The organism is Flavobacterium sp. (assembly GCF_040402835.1).
GTDB lineage: Bacteria > Bacteroidota > Bacteroidia > Flavobacteriales > Flavobacteriaceae > Flavobacterium.
This window is the reverse complement of the sequence record NZ_JBBALW010000030.1, coordinates 1-18,719: the sequence shown is the minus strand read 5'-3', so window position 1 is coordinate 18,719 and position 18,719 is coordinate 1. Positions and strand designations below refer to the sequence as shown.

The following is an 18,719-nucleotide window of genomic DNA, read 5'->3' as shown; positions in this document are numbered from 1 at the left end:
TATTAGAAATATCTAGGTGAATGTGAAACTTTTTTTGGCAAATACAAATCAAATAATAATATGATTTCGTGAGAAGAAGGAGTAGTTACTTTTAAGTCAGAAATAATGTGATCGTAAGCATAACCAACTCTTAAAGAAGGAGAAACTGCATAATTTACCATTAATCCAAAAGAATCTTGAAATCTGTAGGTCACCCCTGCTTCAAATTTTTCTTGATATAAGAAATTTGTAGACAAATCAACTGATGGCTTGGTGCCTATTGCAGATTTAATCATCCCGAAAGGTTTGAATTTCAAATTTGGATTTACATCAAATACATATCCTCCTGTAAGAAAATAGTGTTGAATTTCTGTTCCGTATTTAACCCCATTATAGTCTAGATGTACCGACTTTAACATGTTTGGAATAGATAAAGCTAAATAATAATTATTGGTGTAATAAAATAATCCAGTTCCAATATTTAATTTTGTATTGTTAGTGTCTTCATGAAATGCGCCGTCATTAGGGTCTGGAAGTGTCGGTTGAATAATACTTCTTAAACCGATTTTTTGAAACGTCACACCTGCTTTTAAACCGAAAGCCAATCGTCTTTCACCGCCTAAATTTAACGTGTAAGAAAAATCCCCGTAAACGTTACTCTCCTGAACTGGTCCGATTTTGTCAGATATTATCGACAATCCTAAACCCACATTTTTCCCTACAGGGGCAGATCCTGAAAACGAAAAGGTAGTTGGCGCGTCTTCTAATTCTATCCATTGTTTTCTGTATAACAATCCAAAGGAAAGGTTTTCTTTTGAGCCCGCATAAGCTGGATTAATTACGTTCATATTATACATATATTGCGTATAGTGCGGGTCTTGTTGTGCGTGAACATCTAGAAACGCCATTAACATTGCAATAGCTAACAAAAGTATTTTTTTCATAAAGTTTTTTTTTTGGAATTAAACTAGTGCTATTAAACAATAAAACAGCACTATTAAATCTTTATTTTATCGATTAATATAAATCCATCCTGTAATTGAACTTCCTGAATTTCTTGTAATTACATAATAGTATGTTCCGTCAGGAAGTTCGCTTCCGCTTTCGCTTTGTCCGTGCCACTGATTGGTATAATTTTCTGCATGGCTATATACTTTAATTCCATATCTATTAAAAATACTAAGTGCTTTTACATCAGAAAGGATAAACGCTTCGTTATCACCATCTCCATTAGGAGAAATCCCTTTTTGAATCGTACACGTAATTCCATCAACTTGCTGAGTAGTTAAATATCTACAGCCGTTGTAAATTACGGTTGATACATATAGTCCAGGAGTAGTTATAACAATCGAAGGATTTGATGTAGGTCCAAAAATAAATCCATTTGGCCCACTCCATTCATACGTTGCATTTACTGGATTAAATGATCCCGCAACTGGCAATGCCGTGATAGTAAAATCCGGACCATTACAAACTGCCCTTAGCTCCACGTTGATTTGAGGAATAATTGTAAATGTTGTAGTCGCAATTACCTGCGGACATCCTGCCGAAGCCGCCATTGTATAACTTACAGTATAAGATCCGGCTGGACTTAAGCTCACATTAAATGCTCCAGAAGTTGAACTTATAGATAAACCCGCTGGTGAAGCGGTGAAAGTACCTCCTGTAGTTCCAAGTAATGTCACCGTCTGTGTTCCTGTATTATTATAGCAATAAAAAGCATCACTGTAAGCAATTGTCGCTTGGGGTAAATTAGTTATCGTTACTAGTGCCGTAGCTATTACCGGCAAACATCCGCCTGTAGCGGCTATAGTATTGGTTACTGTGTATGTTCCTGCAGTACTTGAAGCCAAATTAATAGCCCCTGAAGTAGCATTGATGCTCAACCCTATTGTAGAGGTAAATGTTCCAGCAACTCCTCCTCCAGAAAATATTGGGCTTGGGTTAATCCCATTTTTACAATATGGTGAAGAAGTATAGCTAAATGTCGCTACCGGTGGATCTATAATTGTAATTGCAAATGTAGCTGAAACAACACTACATCCAGCAGCAGCTGCTATCGTATTTGTAATAGTATAATTCCCTGAGGTACTTGTAGATAAATCTATAGCTCCAGTAGTGCTATTTAATGTTAAGCCTGTTGTAGAAGAAAATACTCCTGCGGTGCCTGTTAACGAAATCACTGGATTTGACCCTGTTTTGCAATAAGTAGCGGCATTGTAACTAAATGTAGCCACCGGCAATGTGGTAATTGTAACTTGAGTTGTAGCAACTACCTGAGGACATCCGCCAGTAGCAGCTAAAGTATTGCTTACTGTATATGTTCCTGCAGTACTAGCGGACAAATTAATAGCTCCTGAAGTAGCATTGATGCTCAATCCTATTGTAGACGTAAATGTTCCTGCAACTCCTCCTCCAGAGAATGTTGGATTTGGATTGGCAGCATTTTTACAATAAGGTGTCGCTGTATAGCTGAAAGTAGCTAATTGTGGTGCTGTAATTGTAATTGCAAATGTAGCTGAAACACCACTACATCCAGCAGCAGCAGCTATCGTATTAGTAATAGTATAATTACCTGGAGTACTTGTAGATAAATCTATTGCCCCAGTAGTACTATTTAATGTTAAGCCTGTTGTTGAAGAAAATACTCCTGCGGTACCTGTTAATGAAATCACTGGATTTGACGCTGATTTGCAATAAAAAGTGTCGTTATAACTAAATGTTGCAACCGGAACTGCTGTAATTGTAACTTGAGTCGTTGCTTGTACTTGCGCACAACCATTTGCGGCAGCAATAGTATTTGTAACTGTATAAGTCCCTGCTGTGCTAGTTGCTAAATTAATAACTCCTATTGAAGAATTAATAGTTAATCCCGTTGTAGATGTAAATGTTCCTGCTACTCCTCCTCCAGTGAATGTTGGAGTTGGATTAGTACCATTTTTACAATATGGCGTTCCTACATAATTAAAGGTAGCTATTGGTGCCGCAGTAATTGTTATTGCAAATGTTGCGATCACGCCCGGGCAAGCAGAGGAAGCCGCAATAGTATTTATAACGGTATAATTACCTGTTGTACTTGCAGATAAGTCTATTGCTCCCGTTGAACTATTTAAAGAAAGGCCTGCTGTAGAAGTAAATACTCCTGCGGAACCTCCATTAACAAAACTAAGTGTTGGATTTGTTCCTGTTTTACAATAAGTCGCAGAATTATAGTTAAACGTTGCTACTAGTGATGCAGCGACCGTAACTGACATAGTCGTTGAAGTTGCGCACTGATTAGCAGCTGGAGTAAATGTAAAAGTTGTTGAACCTATAGTTGAAGTAGAAATAGCCGAATTCCAAGTACCTGTTACTGGATTGGTATTTGTAGACGAAGTAGGTAGAACTGGCGCAACACTATTCTGACATAAAGTTGGAATTTGTGTAAATGTTGGAGTTCTAACAGTTGTAATTAGAACATTCCCAGTAACTGGTAATGAAGAACATCCTAGCCCAGTAATTGATACCGCATCTATAAAATTCCCAACCGTTAGGTTTCCTGAACCAGAAGTTACGGATACAAATCTAATAGTGTAATTAATTACTCCATTATTTGGGAATGTATAATTTAAACTATTATATACCCATGCACTTGGGGTGGCAGAAAAATTTCCTAAACTTACGTATGGTCCACCAACTGGTCCTATTTCAACTCTCATGACATCTGTTCCAGAAAAACGACCTCTGTGTGCAAAAGAAATATTAACCGAAGATCCTGGAATAACTGATAAATCTTGGTAAAGAGTAGATACCTGATTGGCATTTAATTCTATAAATTGGGTTCCTGAATAAGCATTTGTATTCTCATTTCCATTTGTCCAAACTTCAATCATCCCATCGGTAGCTGTAGTTCTCCAACATTGAAAATTACTTTGATTTACTAAAGCCATAGTTCCTAATGGAATTCCTAATGGGCTTTCAAAATCTGAATTACAGAATGAATTTACTTGCGTGATTACTACACTGTAGGCCCCAGATACCGATGCGGTAAAAGAGGCAACATTACCAGGATTGGTTGCTCCTGTAGGCACTGTCCAAGAATAGGCATATGTTCCAGGAAGTGTGGGAGTTGCTGTAACGGTGGCGGTTGTACTTGAACAAACGGTTGGACTGTTTACCGTAACGCCTAATATTGGATTAACTATTATTATTAATGAAGTAGGAACAGCACATTGTGCAGGATTTGGTGTAAATGTATAGGTTGTTGTTGCTAAATTATTTAATGCAGGTGACCATACCCCCACTACTCCGTTAATAGAAGTTGTTGGCAAAGCTGCTAATGTAGCCCCATTACAAATAGGAGTAATAGCTCTAAATGTAGGTGTTAGACTAGGAGGAGAAACTACAATTGTCATAGTTGCAACACTTGAACAAAAACCAGCAACTGGGTTAAAGGTATAGGTGGTAGTGACTGTATTATTTATTACTGGCGACCATGTCCCTGTAACACCGTTACTTGATATAGTTGGCAAAGCTGACAAAGGAGTCCCCGAACAAATTGGTGCTACTTGTGTAAATACAGGTGCTACAATTCCAACTTGAATAGTCATGGTTGTAGTAGAAGCACATTGACCGGCATCTGGAGTAAATGTATACGTAGTTGTAACAGAATTATTAATAGCTGGCGACCAAGTACCCATTATTCCATTCAATGAGGTTGTAGGTAATGGTGCTGAAGTTCCACCTGCACAAATTGGCGGAGCTGGCGTAAATGTTGGAACCGGTAAAATAATACTAACCGTAGTGCTACTTATAGCTCCGGGGCAACCGCCAACTTGTGGTAAATTATAACTTACTACATACGTTCCTACGGTACTCGTACTTGGCGTAAAAGCTCCTGTTGTAATATTTAATGATAGTCCTACAGCGGGTGAAACCGTATAATTTCCTCCAATTGTACCCGTTTGAATACAATTTTGAACCGTTGTGTCAAATTTACAATACGATGGCGCACTATAGGATATAGCCACGCTTGTTGGCGGAGCAGTAATTGTTAATGTCCAAGAGTCGTCATCGGATGGACATGTCCCAGAAGCTGCAACAGCATTGTGAATTACATAGGTTCCAGGAATACTCGCAGCAAGGTTTACTAATCCTGTAGTTGCATTTATTGAAAGTCCCGCTGTAGAACTAAAAGTTCCGGCTACAGCATTACTAATCAATATTGGACTTGGATTGGCTTCGTTTTGACAATAAAAAGATTTAGAATAAGTAAAATTCCCAAAAGGACAACAAACTGTTGGAATTGGTCCAGCCGTTTGGGTTATTCTAACAAATCCTTTTCTTCCACTATAATTGGTAATCATGATTACATATACTTCTCCTGCTATGGCGCCATTTACTCCAAAATTTTCTGTAAAAGCAGCAGAAAAACTGCAACTTATTCCAGTTGCGGGAGCATTAGTAGTTGAAATTCCTACACATGCTGCGGCAGTTGTAGCATAAGGTCCCCAAGCGACGAAATCCACGTCAATACCAGTTCCAGTAAATGCGCTACTAGTATTTTGCTCTAAGAAAAAATTGTAATTTCCATTCGCTGGAATTTGTAAATAATAAAATGTTGGCGACGGCGCGGTTCCTAAGCAACCTACAGTTGGACTTGTTGTTGAAAAAGGACTCACTGGATTAGGTAATGTTGGCACCCCTACATTATTTGGAATAATAATTGGCGTAATTGCACACAATGGTAATGCCGTTGCACAAGTTCCCACATTTGTTCCTACGCAAATTTCAAACGTAGTTGTAACAGGTGTTGACCCTGTTGAATATACTCTAACATAATACGTTTGCCCTACCGTTAAACCTGTAGCCGTATTTACATTGGCAGTAATACAGGTTCCAAATTGAGTTAAGACACCACAAGTTCCCGTGTAAAGCAAATAATTAATATTGAATGGAGCTGCAGTATAATTTGGTCCCAATATTGTAATATAATGACTTGTAGAAGTTGCTGTAAATTTAAACCATACATCATCATCATCAATGGTTCCTCCACAAGAATTTGGGTCAATTGAACCTGTTGCAAAAGTTAGACTTCCAAATGCGGTTTGCAAGCAGTTAGTATTTTGATTTACTGGAATTTCAATTGCTCCAGTACATTCATCGTTTACTATTAATGTGTTGAAGCTCGTTGGTCCCACAATAGAACTAGAATCTGTTGGTGAACAAATTGCTCTTACATAATAATCATAACAAGTAGCTGAATTTAATCCCGTTATATAAAAAGGATTGGAATTGGCATTCACCCAACTAGCTGAACCTATTGGAGGTACCGCAGATCCACAAGGAACAACGCATACTTGCCATGCAGTTGCAACACTTCCGTCTGGGTTAGGCTGTTGAGTCCATCCTAATAATGCAGTTGATTGTGTTATTTGCGTAACCGTTAAATTTTTTGGTTTAGTACATGTTGGTGCTGGAGCACAAGTAACGTTAGAAATCCAACCCGTTGAATTTGTAGTTGCATTCGATGTAAAAACAAATGTTAAACATCCTGTTGGACCAGTTGCCGTAATTGGTGCAGGAATTACTGTTCCTGAATAAGCGCCTATAAGATTTGCCGGAGAAACAACTCCATCATATACCGTTAAAATGTCCGTATTCAATTGTGTCGAAAAGGAAGTAAAAGTAACTGTTACTTGATTTCCTGCATTTATTGGACAAATTGTAGTAGTTATATTTGAATTGTCTGCGTAATTAGCTGATATTCCTCCTGCGTCAACAAAAAACCCCCCACATCCTGGTAAAGTTGTTGCAGATATTGGCAAAGACCAAACACTAGATTGTGTTGGATTACATACCGCTCTTACATAAAAATCATAACATTTGCCTGGTATTAAACCAGTAACTATAAATGGATTCGTCGGTGCGGGTAAAAACCCTGCTGTAGTAGCTGTTGGCGCAGCGGTTCCACAAGCCAAAGCAAGATATTCCCAAGCTGTGGCTGTTGAACCATTAGGGTTTATAGGCTGTGTCCAACCTAAAGAAACAGAAGTTGATGTAATAGCAGAAGTTGTTAATGCCGTTGTACGCGTACATGGTGGAATTGGAGCACAAGTAATGTTTGCTAACCATCCGGCAGCGGTAGTTGTACTATCAGAGGTAAATACAAAAGTTAAACAACCACTGGGATCTGAAGAAGTAAAGGGACCTGGTAGATTTGCTCCAGTCAATGTTCCAGAATATGTTCCTAAAAGAGTTCCTGTAGCGCTATTTCCATTATATACTTTTAATAAATCATAAGATAATTCCGTAGCAAATGAGGTGAAAGTTACAGTAACTAAATCACCCGCTGTTACTGGACAAATTGTAGTTGCCGCAGTAGTACTGTTGTTATAATTTGCTGTTAATCCTCCAACATCAACATAATTCCCCCCACAGACTGCAGGTCCAGGGGCTGTTGTAAATGGAAAAGGTCCTGCCCAAACACTGCCAGAAAAAGCACATTTAGAACGAACATAATATTTATATTGCGTTAAAGGCAGTAATGGCGCAAATGGCGCAACTGTTAATGTTGTAGCAGTAAAAGGATTGGTATTAACTATTATTCCTGAACCTATAGGTGCTAATTGAGTGGTAGGAATAATTTCAATTTCCCATTGATTACAGGTATTTAATCCTGCTCCAGTTAAAGGGTTTGGATTAGTCCAACTTAATACAGCGCTTGCAGAAGTAATGATTCCAGTAGCTAAAGTGTTTGGTTCTAAACATCTTGAAACGACCAAAACATCATCTAAAAAAAAGTCATCTCCTTGAAAAGGGGAAGTTTGATTTACTTCGGACACAAAAGCTATGTAAATTTGTGTTCCAGCTGGAAAAGTTGCCGGTGGAAAATCAACTACTTGCTCTTCATACACAATTGGGGCCGGAGCAACGTTAGTACTCAATTGAGATTCTGTATAAGTTTGTAACGTAGTAGTATACGCTGCTTCAGTAGTTTGATTTGCAACCAAAGCTCCCGATGCCACTTTTATTTTAAAAACACCTCCCTGATTTCCTTGAACAGAGGTTTTTACCCAAAAACGTAATTGTCCATTTAAAGGAATAGTAACCAATGGAGTAGCTATATAATATTTAGCTATTCCACCTACACCTAAATTTTCGCCATATAGCAATGCCGATTTTGTACCGGTACGCGGGCTTAAGGCGCTTGTTGACCACATTTCAGAGGCAGATCCACTCTCAAAACGAGCCCAATTTAATGGAACTGCTGGCGGAACTGTAGGCGCTTCAAATCCTTGAATTAAAGCCTGAGAATAACCAGTAAAAGAAAATAATATAGTTATTAATAGTAATGTAATTTTTTTCATATAATGAAAATTTAAGTTTTTGAACTATATTTAGTTAAAATTTTAGTCCCAAATTTAACAAAAAAAATTAAAAAAAAGCATTTAATCTATTTTTTAACTAAACAAAACAAAAAAATGTTTTATTTATGTTACTATTTCTTAAAGTTTGAGTCAAAAAAAGTAGCTTTGCAAAAGAAATTTTATTATGCTAGAAAAAGATACTAAAAAGATAGAAAAAACTGTAATTGTAGGTATTGTTACCCAAAAACAAGACGAAGAAAAGCTAAAGGAATACTTAGATGAACTAGATTTTTTGACCTTTACCGCCGGAGGAGAAGTAGTAAAAAGATTTTCACAAAAAATGGAACGCCCTAATCCAAAAACATTTGTTGGAACTGGAAAAATTGAAGAAATCAATCAATATGTCATCGAAAATGGCATTTCAACAGTAATTTTTGATGATGAATTATCCCCATCACAACAAAAAAACATTTCAAAAATTATAGATTGTAAAATTCTTGATAGAACGCACCTCATCTTAGATATATTTGCCCAAAGAGCAGAAACTTCTTATGCAAGAACGCAAGTAGAATTGGCACAATGTCAATATTTACTTCCAAGATTATCAGGAATGTGGACACACTTGGAACGTCAAAAAGGAGGAATCGGAATGCGTGGTCCTGGAGAAACTGAAATTGAAACTGACAGACGAATTGTTCGAGATAGAATTGCTTTATTAAAAGAAAAAATCAAAACTATCGACAAACAAATGGGCGTACAACGAGGAAATCGAGGTGCAATGGTTCGTGTCGCTTTAGTTGGTTATACCAATGTAGGGAAGTCAACTTTGATGAATGCTGTTGGGAAAAGTGATGTATTTGTAGAAAATAAATTGTTTGCAACATTAGATACAACTGTTAGAAAAGTGGTTATAAAAAACTTGCCTTTTTTACTTTCTGACACTGTTGGATTCATAAGAAAATTGCCAACTCAATTGGTAGATTCTTTCAAAAGCACGCTTGATGAAGTTCGGGAAGCCGATTTGTTATTGCACGTTGTTGATATTTCGCATCCTGAATTTGAAGATCATATTGAATCTGTAAATCAAACATTAGCAGACATAAAAAGTAATAATAAACCTACAATAATGGTTTTTAATAAAATTGATGCCTATAAACATTTGACAATTGAAGAGGATGATTTAATTACAGAAAAGACGAAAAAGCATTACACTTTAGAAGAATGGAAAACGACTTGGATGAACAATGTTGGGCAAGAGAAAGCCTTGTTTATTTCGGCTACCAACAAACAAAATTTCGAGGAATTTCGGGAACGAGTTTATGAAACAGTTCGAGAAATTCATATCACGAGATTTCCTTATAATAAGTTTTTGTATCCAGACTATAAGGATGCTGTTGAAAAAGTAGACGAATAAACAGTTATTTTTTCTTAAAAAGAGGAACTGCAGAACAGGCTTCGCCATACATAATGCTTTTTGCAAAAGGCTGCAAATATTGAGCCACTAACACGTAAGCACTCATTGGAACTGGTTTTTTGGAACATCCTTTTATAATAATTGGCTTGTTTTCATAAATGGAATAATCAAGTTTTGGTAGAATTTCTTGATACAATGCCGTGTCTAAATCTTCAAAATTTCCATTCACAATTTTCTTGGCAAAAGGGGCTAATTGCAAGGCAACTAAAATGGAAGCCCATGCAGGAACTATGGCGTCGGTGCTACAAAAAACTGCAACATAATTGTCTTGATATTGTGTCCAATCGTGTTGCTTTAAGTGCTCCCGAAACTCTTTTTCTTTTAAAATAAATCCTTCTAAAAGCCATTGTGAAATGTCAATTTGCGCACGAATTCCCATTGGATAATACTCTTCCAAATCGAAAACTTCAAGCGAACTATTGGCAACTTTATTAATGATTTCATCCATAATACTGTCTTTAAGTCGAATGTCAAATGTCGAAAGTCAGCTCCCTTCGACTTTAAGACTTTCGACATTATGACTTTGTTTTTACAACATCCCCAATTCTAATTTTGCTTCTTCGCTCATCAAATCTTTGCTCCAAGGTGGGTCAAAAGTAATTTCAACTTCGCAAGATTTTACTTCATCGATTGATTGTACTTTTTCCTCCACTTCACGAGGCAAAGATTCTGCAACGGGACAGTTTGGAGACGTTAATGTCATTAGGATTTTGACTTCATTGTCTTCATTAATCATCACATCATAAATCAGTCCTAACTCGTAAATATCAACAGGGATTTCTGGGTCGTAAATCCCTTTTAATTTTTTAACTACGTTATCTCCTAAATTAATTGTGTCAGTATATTCTTCCATAATTTTTTATTTATTTTTCCCCATAAAAGGCAATTAAGGTCATTTAATTTTTTGCGTCAAATGCCAAAGCATACATTTTTATATTTTTTATCATCGATACCAATCCATTGGCGCGCGTTGGCGATAAATGTTCTTTTAAACCAATTTCGTCTATAAAATCCAAATCGGCGGCTAAAATATCAACTGCTTTTTGATTGGAAAAAGTACGAATTAAAATGGCAATAATTCCTTTGGTTAAAATCGCATCGCTATCGGCTGTAAAAACTACGATGTCACTATTTTGCTCTCCTTTTAACCACACTTTGGATTGGCAACCCTTGATAATATTGTCCTCCGTTTTAAATTCTTCTTTTATTAAAGGTAACTTTTTTCCTAATTCGATAATGTATTCGTAGCGCTCCATCCAATCATCAAACATCGAAAATTCGTCTACAATTTCGTCTTGTATTGCTTTTATTTTCATTCTTCTGCTTTAAATAATGAGTTTACTATTTCCACCACTTTTTGAATTTCCATTGGAGGAAATCCATGGTCAAAGTTTGTTGTTTCAAATGTTTTTCCCTTAAAAGTGATTTTTATACCTGCAATTGCTGCACCATCATAAAACCGTTTTTCTGTTGGCGCTTTTAAATTTGGCAAAACCTCTAAATCTATTTTATTAAATTCAAAAATTAATGCATTCCAATCGGCATCTGAAATTTTCTGAACAATTGGATTTTTTTCGCCATTTCTATCATCAGTTGAAGAAATTGTATGGTTTTGAACAATCAATTTTTGATAAAAACCTCTTGTATTTGCTTCGTATTGAATTACTAAGGTTTCATACTTTTCGTTAGTTGATGCTACTACAATTTTCTTGCTGTCGCAACTGGTGCAAACAAATAATAATACCGATAAAAATGGAAGTATTTTCACAATTAATATTTTTATGATAGCATTAATTTTGCTCTTTTAACTCCTTCTACAAAGACATCAATTTCTTCTTTGGTATTATAAAACGCGAAGGAAGCTCTAATCGTACCCGGAATTTTGAAAAAATCCATAATAGGTTGTGCGCAATGATGCCCTGTTCGAACTGCAATACCTAATTTGTCAATTATGGTTCCAATATCATACGGATGAATTCCTTCTATATTAAACGAAATTACAGACGTTTTATCTTTGGCAGTACCATAAATTTTCAATCCTTCAATTTCTAACAAGCGTTTGGTTCCGTAGGCTAACAATTCTTTTTCTTGGATTTGAATGTTTTCAAAACCAATTTCATTCATATAATCAACTGCCGTTCCAAGGGCAATTCCTCCAGCAATATTTGGTGTTCCAGCTTCAAATTTATGAGGCAATTCGGCATACGTAGTTTTCTCGAAAGTCACTTCTTTTATCATTTCGCCTCCACCTTGATAGGGCGGTAATTTATTCAACCACGCTTCTTTTCCATATAAAATCCCCGTTCCTGTTGGCCCACATATTTTATGTCCTGAAAAAACATAAAAATCACAATCTAGTTCTTGTACATTTGGTTTCAAATGCGGTACCGCTTGTGCACCATCAATCAAAATTGCAGCTCCAAATTCATGCGCTTTATCAATCATATATTTAATTGGATTGACCGTTCCTAATGCATTCGAAATGTGGTTTACAGTTACAATTTTGGTTTTGTCAGAAAGTAATTTATCGTATGCATCCATAATCAATTCGCCGTTTTCATCCATTGGAATCACTCGCAAAATTGCACCTGTTTTTTCGCTCAACATTTGCCACGGGACAATATTAGAATGGTGTTCCAATGCCGAAACCAAAACCTCATCACCCGGCTTCAAAAAGGATGCAAAGCCATTGGTAACCAAATTAATTCCATGCGTTGTTCCAGAAGTAAAAAGTACTTCATGAGCAAATTTTGCATTAATATGGGTTTGGATTTTTCCTCTAGAGGTTTCATAAGCATCTGTTGCCAATTGACTCAATGTGTGAACGCCACGGTGAATATTGGCATTAATTTCTTGATAATATTTTGAAATAGCGTCAATCACCACCTGCGGTTTTTGCGAAGTAGCGCCATTGTCAAAATAAACTAATGGTTTTCCATTTACCTTTTGAGAAAGAATAGGGAAATCGGCTCTGATTTTTTGAAGGTCTAACATTTCTTTATTTAGAATTTTTCTAAATACAAAAGTAATAAAACTTATATAGATTTTTGTGAAACAGCTGTTAATAATTAAGTAAAATAATCATTTACGGATTGAGTGATATTTTATAGATTATGCTTTAATAGATTCCTCAACTATTTGAAATTTAATTTGGAGCGAATTGTCTTTCTTTTTCAGGAAATCATATTCCTGCTGTCCGCTATAGTCTTGCTACGTTCCTTCGCAAGAGCTACCGCTTCCATCAGGGCTAAAATTTTTTTTATTTGATTATTTGGAGGAAGGGTTTATTCGGTTATTTGTTAATTCTGTTATTAAGAAAAAGGGTATATTCGGGAAATCCGTTTAATCCGTTTAAATCTGTGTCGAAAAAGGTTGATTTGGTTATTCGGGAGTGGGAAAAGAGAAACCTGTCAGGTGAAAAAAACCAACTTTAAATTAAGCTCTAAAGCCTAATTTCTTAAAACGGCCGTTATCGGTTCGTGCATTTATTTAATTATATTGTTTCTCCCTTGTCTTCTTTTATTAGGTCTTTAACAAAGTCAATAAACAATTTGTGTGCTTTAGTAAATGAGTATCTCTCATTGGTTTGTTTTATAGCAATATTTCGTTTTACCATTATTCCAATATGTCGTTTCAAACTTTCTTCATTGTTTAGTTGTTTATTTTCCTTAATTACATCTGACCACGAAGAGTTTTTGAAGTATTCAATTATCTCGTCAATGTGAAATTCGGAATAATTAAGTTCTTCTAAAAAGTTTTTTCCATCTTTATCAAGTTCATAGCATAAAATTGAAAAGAAAATTGAAAAATCTCTGGAAGTGTTTTCATTTGTATCGCTTGAAATCAAATAATAGTAATCGTGATTTCCGATGAGTTCAAAACCAAAAGACTTTTCAAAGAACTCGATATAAAAATCTTCATTTTTCTTGATTACCTCAAATAACAAATCTGCAACTGTAATGAATTTTCCTTCCATTAAACATGTTACTATTTCTTTATGCTTGTCTGGATACATCTTCTTGTTTTTTAATTGTTAATTTTGGCATAATTAATTCTGATTCTTCATTAGAAAGTGAAATCTTTTTACCGTCTTTGTTTACAGAAATTTCGTAATCTTCTTCAAAAAGTAAACTTGTAACCATAAAGAAATTATCAAACGAAAAATTCTCATTTTCTAGTTTTATAGAATTTTCGCACCATTTGAAAAAATCTTCTAATGGTAAATTCTTTTCCAATGTTTCTTTATATCTTGACTTGTCAAAAAGCCAATCATTTGTTTGTTGAGAATCTTCAACAATAATTACCTCTTCTTCGTTTTTAAATTGCTCAAAATATTCTTTCGTGTTTTCATATATAAATTTATTGTATATGTTATCACGAGTAGTAACGAAAATGTGTGGATGTTCAATTCCTTTATAACATTTTCCATTAGTTAGGTAATAATGAAAACCTCTTAAATATTGGCTTTCGGTTTTTATCCGTTCAATTAAAGGCAATAATTCATTGGTGAGAATGACAGATTGTAAATTCAAGTCTTTTCCAACCTGGCGAAGCAAGTGATATAGTTTTTCAAATTCTCGTCTTATGTTTTCGTCAGCATAATCAAACCTTTTTACATTCGTGAATTGTGAAATACTCAACAATTCATTATAAATTGATTGGCTGTGATTTACGTCTAAAATTGTATTAAGTGGCGAAATATAATTTTCAATTAAATATCTAGCTTTGTGTATTTTTTCTTGATAATCAATTTTCTTATTGTTTGCTTTTAGTTCTCTTGATTCGGTTAGTAAACTTTTGGTGTTATTTACGATTGCATTTGTGAACTTTTTAATTTCTTGGGATAACGCTTCAATTCTATCAAGCAAAATGTTCTTTTCAGCATAAATCCCTTGTTTAATTCCGGAAAAGAGATTCCTTATTGATTCGCCATATTTTTCGATAGTTTCAGGCAAAAGCGGTTTAAATTGTTGATGTATAAATTCAAAAAGAATTAAGTAAGGTTCGTTAAATGCAAAGTCGTTATTTTGTTCAACTAAAATTTGATACTCAGTTAGTTGTTCACGAATATTTTTTTCGTAATTCTCCAAACTGATATTAAGAGATTCTCTCGTAATAATGTCATTCTTAACCTGAATATCAAAAAGGTCTCTTAACAAATCGTAATGACTTGCAATAAATAGTAATATTGATTTTGGTTCGGATTTAATCATATTTCCAATACTGTTGCTCTAAAAATCGGTTGTTTCGTATGATGCTTTCTCTTATCATAATTACATTTTTATCCAAACTTTGCTTAATTCTGTTCGTCATTTCGGCTTTATTACCTTTTAGACTTTGAGAATATTTTCCGAAAAGTTCATTATAGTTTTCGGGAATGTATAATTGCGCAAAGTCAAACACCTCTTTAATTCTTAAAAATTCTTCAAGTCCATTAAAGTCGTAATCAACAAAAACAAGTAACCGACTTGTAAGAAGATTTCGAAGAGACTCTTTTCCTATTCGACCATATTTATGTAGAAAAATAAAACTTTTGCCTAATAATCTTTCCGCGATCAAAAAAGTATCCAAATTTTCGACTATACAAATTTGTTTCGCTTCAATTTTCTCTGCGTTACAAGCGAATAATTTAAATTTGTTAGTGTAATCTTCTAAATTCAAATCTTTGCCATTGATCTTAATCGTTTCAAAACCTCTTAACATAAAAATTGGAGTTGAGACTGTTTTTTGAATTTTAGAGTTTCTAAATTTTCTAACATTATCAGACTTGTCGTTAACTTCAATATCTTCGGGAAAATGAGTTTTAAAGAAACTTTCAAATTCATTTATTTTGTTTACTTCGTAACGAAAACCTCTTCCTGATTTTGTCTTTTCAATAATTAAAGCAGAAACTAATCCTTTGAAATGGGATGAACTCAAAACAGTTTTCGGGATTACCTTTTCAGTAAGAAAAGATTCCTCTTTTAATTTCTTGTATGTTCTAAAATCTGTTTGGTTCACGTTGTTTTCGTTTTACGGTAAATTACGTTTCCATTATTTTCACTTAAAACTATTTTTCCTTTATTTCTTCTTACCAAGTAATATTTATCAAAGCCATCGTAAGGATGCAAAGGTGCGGCTGATATAGGAATAAAGTTATTTTCCTTGCAAAAATTCAAAATTTCAATCCTGTTGGCTTCGTCAATTGTGCCAATTTCATCAACGAAAATTACAATTTTGTTTTCTTCATCATTGATTACAATTTGATGGATAATTGACATAATAATTACCATTCTTATCATTTTATCCGTTCCGTCTGATTCTATTTGATTTCTTAAATCAACAATTTTGTGTTGTCCTTTTTTGTCAAGATGTAATTTAATGTCAAAAAGATTATTGAAATCAATTACAGATTGATTATCCAAATATCTATTCAAAATAGTTAGACTTTCTGATTGGTCATCAAAGATTAGTTCAGTTGTTAGGTCTCTGATTTCCATAATTTTTTTTAAGTCTTTAATTAGACTCTCATTCGGAATAATTTCAATACTTAAAGAATCAATATCAGAAATTTTTATTTTTCTGATTTTGGAATTGAACTGATTGTTAATAAACGCTTCAAACTCTTGGAATTTTGAATAAAGTGTTTTACACGGAATTGAAAATTGCGTTGAAATATTTTTCAATAATGCTTCAATACTTTTTTGTTTATCGTCAAGGGTTACAATTTCAGAATCAAGATGTTTTATAAACTCGTCTACGGAAGCAAAAACGGTTTCAGTTTTTGTTTTTAGCGTTTCAAATAATCGTTCTTTTCTGTTTTTAATGTCTTCTCGTTCAGTTGAGTTTCTTTCAAAATTTTTGAAAAGGTTGTCAAGCGTTTCGTTTGTTTGGTATTCAATTGGAATTATTCCCGATTGTTCGATTTTTACTTTCCATTCTTGAATTTTCTCAATGCGTTTTTCCTTGTCGCTGATTTCATTTGTCAGATTGTTAATAGTCTCGTTAATTCTACTAATTTGCTCGTTTATTTTTCTTAACTCTTTTTCCGTTTCGTCTTTTTGCTGAATTAACGTTTTTTGTTCTGCTTCTTCTTTGGTTAGATTTTTTTCAAGTTCAGGCAAAGAATTAAGTTCATCAATTTTTTCATTTACTTCCTTAATTTTTTTCTGAGTGGTAATGAGTTCAGAACGATATTTTTCAAGGTTTTTTGCGATAGGTAACAACTGTTCATTATTTTGCTTGTCTTTAAACGCTTCATCTTTACGTATTCTTAAATCTTCAATTGACGCAATTGGTTTGCCTTTAAAATCTTTCGGAATTGTAATTGCACCATCAAAGATTTTCATTACTTCATTTAGTTTTTCAATTCCCAATTGTATATTTTCCTTTGGAAGCGCAGTAATGGAATCAGAAAGAATTGCGTTTAGCAATTCTTTCTGATCCACATTTTTGCTTATCTGATGAATGAGCAAATTTGAATAAGTTTCAATTTGCCTTTCGAGTTCCGATATTTCTTTATGTAGTTTAGAAATCTTGTTTTCTAAATCATGACTGTTTAAATTCTGATTTTCAATTTGAGTTAGTCTACTTTCAATGTCTTTTCTTTGCTGGTCTAAATTGCTTTGTGATTGTTTCAAAAAGTCAATTCCTTCATAAGATTTTATTTTTGCGATTTTTACTTTGAGATTATCAATACTTGTCTGTTTTTGAGAAATTGTTACTTCTAATCCGCCAACTGATTTTGTCAATTTTGATTGCTTTGGTGTCAATTCCTCATTCAGTGTAACACGATGATTTTCTCTTTCCTTTTTCTGCTCTACAACTTTTGAATTAAGTTCAATATTAACGGAAGAGTAAAGACTGTCAAACGCAAATACGATTTCACATAATATTTGATTTTTGGCTTTAAACTGATTGACTAATTCTTTAAAATCTGAAAAACTTTTTTGAATACTCTTAATTACTTTAATTTCTCTGTTATGTTTCAACAGGTTTTTAATGTCCTTTTGGTTTTTCTTTGAAAATTCAATTTGTTCGTTTTCTTTATTATCAGCAATAATCAAAGATTCCTTTAATGTTTTGTTGTCAATAAGTTTTGAGTTTATTAAGTATCGATAAATTTTAGAAAAGTTGTTACTGATTTCTCTTTGGTCTTGCGATGCCCCTTCGTTTAGCCATACAACACCGTTGTTTTTTTTTCCTTTTTGATAAACGAAATTAAAAAGGTCACGTCTGTTTGAGTATTTACTATATTCTACGCCTGTAGTAGAAAGGTCAGCAAGTAAGGAATCAAATTTCTTTAATTTTTGCCCTTCTGTTGTTTGCACAAAATATTGTTCTTCTTTATAATCGCTGTCAATTTTGTAATAATCTAAACTGCCTTCTGCGTTTTTTTTAACTAAAATACAATAGTATCTTTTTTTGAATACTTCAAAAATTATGTAACTTGAATTAATTGTAGGAAAGTAGTGGTTAAATGTTGTTTTGTCTCCCGATCTGTTTCCGCTGAAAGTCATTTGTTTTCCGTCAATAATATACAGAAAGTTTAGAGCGTAAATCAGAGTGCTTTTCCCAATATTGTTTGGCCCAACTATTTGTAATGAATCGCAGTCGCCTAATTCAATATCTGCTTTTGAATAGATTTCGGAATTAAGTATTACAAGTCGTTTTAGCATTGTCCAATCACTGATTAATTAGTATTTTTTTTCTGTTTGTTGTTTTTACCGGTGTCGTTTTTGCCTGACCGATAACTTACATATATTTATGACAAAACAATATAAATTTACCCAAATAGGGTTAGATTTGTATGTCTGCCGTCATACTTTATTTATTCTCAAATGTAGTCTTTATTCCCTTCCGAATTCTTAAATGAATTTTTATTTAGGTATAGGCGTTTAGGTCGCAATTAATTATCTTTGCCTTATGGCGGATAGAAA

12 protein-coding genes are annotated in these 18,719 nt (G+C 34.1%); 1 reads left to right on the top strand and 11 read right to left on the bottom strand.

Translation table 11 applies throughout. From position 1 onward, the window contains the following. Positions 1-2: 2 nt before the first annotated feature. Both AC9UEH_RS09875 and AC9UEH_RS09870 read right to left on the bottom strand, forming a co-directional pair. Positions 3-923, bottom strand: a complete 921-nt coding sequence (locus tag AC9UEH_RS09875) for a PorP/SprF family type IX secretion system membrane protein (protein WP_509531276.1) — start codon at positions 921-923, stop codon at positions 3-5. Positions 924-989: 66 nt separating this feature from the next. Then, positions 990-8,327: a T9SS type B sorting domain-containing protein gene (locus AC9UEH_RS09870; RefSeq protein WP_509531274.1), complete on the bottom strand. Its 7,338-nt coding sequence runs from the start codon at positions 8,325-8,327 to the stop codon at positions 990-992. Positions 8,328-8,511: 184 nt separating this feature from the next. Here AC9UEH_RS09870 and hflX point away from each other — a divergent pair, with 184 nt between their 5' ends. After that, positions 8,512-9,741: a GTPase HflX gene (hflX, locus tag AC9UEH_RS09865; protein WP_509531272.1), complete on the top strand. Its 1,230-nt coding sequence runs from the start codon at positions 8,512-8,514 to the stop codon at positions 9,739-9,741. A gap of 4 nt (positions 9,742-9,745) precedes the next feature. Here hflX and AC9UEH_RS09860 read toward each other — a convergent pair whose 3' ends face one another. The 9 genes from AC9UEH_RS09860 to AC9UEH_RS09820 all read right to left on the bottom strand — a co-directional run bounded on the left by AC9UEH_RS09860 (position 9,746) and on the right by AC9UEH_RS09820 (position 18,458). Beyond that, positions 9,746-10,249 carry a DUF2480 family protein gene (locus tag AC9UEH_RS09860; RefSeq protein ID WP_509531270.1) on the bottom strand — a complete coding sequence of 168 codons (504 nt, stop codon included), beginning with the start codon at positions 10,247-10,249 and terminating at the stop codon, positions 9,746-9,748. A gap of 81 nt (positions 10,250-10,330) precedes the next feature. Further along, positions 10,331-10,654: an SUF system Fe-S cluster assembly protein gene (locus tag AC9UEH_RS09855; RefSeq protein WP_509531268.1), complete on the bottom strand. Its 324-nt coding sequence runs from the start codon at positions 10,652-10,654 to the stop codon at positions 10,331-10,333. Between the two features lie 43 nt (positions 10,655-10,697). Then, positions 10,698-11,117, bottom strand: coding sequence for a SufE family protein (locus AC9UEH_RS09850; protein WP_509531266.1), 420 nt, complete (start codon positions 11,115-11,117; stop codon positions 10,698-10,700). Then, positions 11,114-11,569 (bottom strand): hypothetical protein, encoded by a 456-nt coding sequence (locus tag AC9UEH_RS09845; protein ID WP_509531264.1) that lies wholly within the window; start codon positions 11,567-11,569, stop codon positions 11,114-11,116. The genes AC9UEH_RS09850 and AC9UEH_RS09845 overlap by 4 nt, the downstream gene beginning before the upstream one ends. A gap of 11 nt (positions 11,570-11,580) precedes the next feature. Continuing rightward, entirely contained in the window at positions 11,581-12,795 is a 1,215-nt protein-coding gene (locus tag AC9UEH_RS09840; RefSeq protein WP_509531262.1) for an aminotransferase class V-fold PLP-dependent enzyme, read from the bottom strand. Positions 12,796-13,294: 499 nt separating this feature from the next. Then, a complete protein-coding gene (locus AC9UEH_RS09835; RefSeq protein ID WP_509531260.1) occupies positions 13,295-13,816 on the bottom strand; it encodes a condensin complex protein MksE in 522 nt (173 codons plus the stop codon). Then, on the bottom strand, positions 13,797-15,014 hold the full coding sequence (locus AC9UEH_RS09830) for a hypothetical protein (RefSeq protein WP_509531258.1): 1,218 nt from the start codon (positions 15,012-15,014) through the stop codon (positions 13,797-13,799). The genes AC9UEH_RS09835 and AC9UEH_RS09830 overlap by 20 nt, the downstream gene beginning before the upstream one ends. Further along, positions 15,007-15,801: a hypothetical protein gene (locus AC9UEH_RS09825; protein ID WP_509531256.1), complete on the bottom strand. Its 795-nt coding sequence runs from the start codon at positions 15,799-15,801 to the stop codon at positions 15,007-15,009. Before AC9UEH_RS09825 ends, AC9UEH_RS09830 begins: the two co-directional genes overlap by 8 nt. Then, entirely contained in the window at positions 15,798-18,458 is a 2,661-nt protein-coding gene (locus AC9UEH_RS09820) for an ATP-binding protein (protein ID WP_509531254.1), read from the bottom strand. Before AC9UEH_RS09820 ends, AC9UEH_RS09825 begins: the two co-directional genes overlap by 4 nt. Positions 18,459-18,719 lie beyond the last annotated feature (261 nt).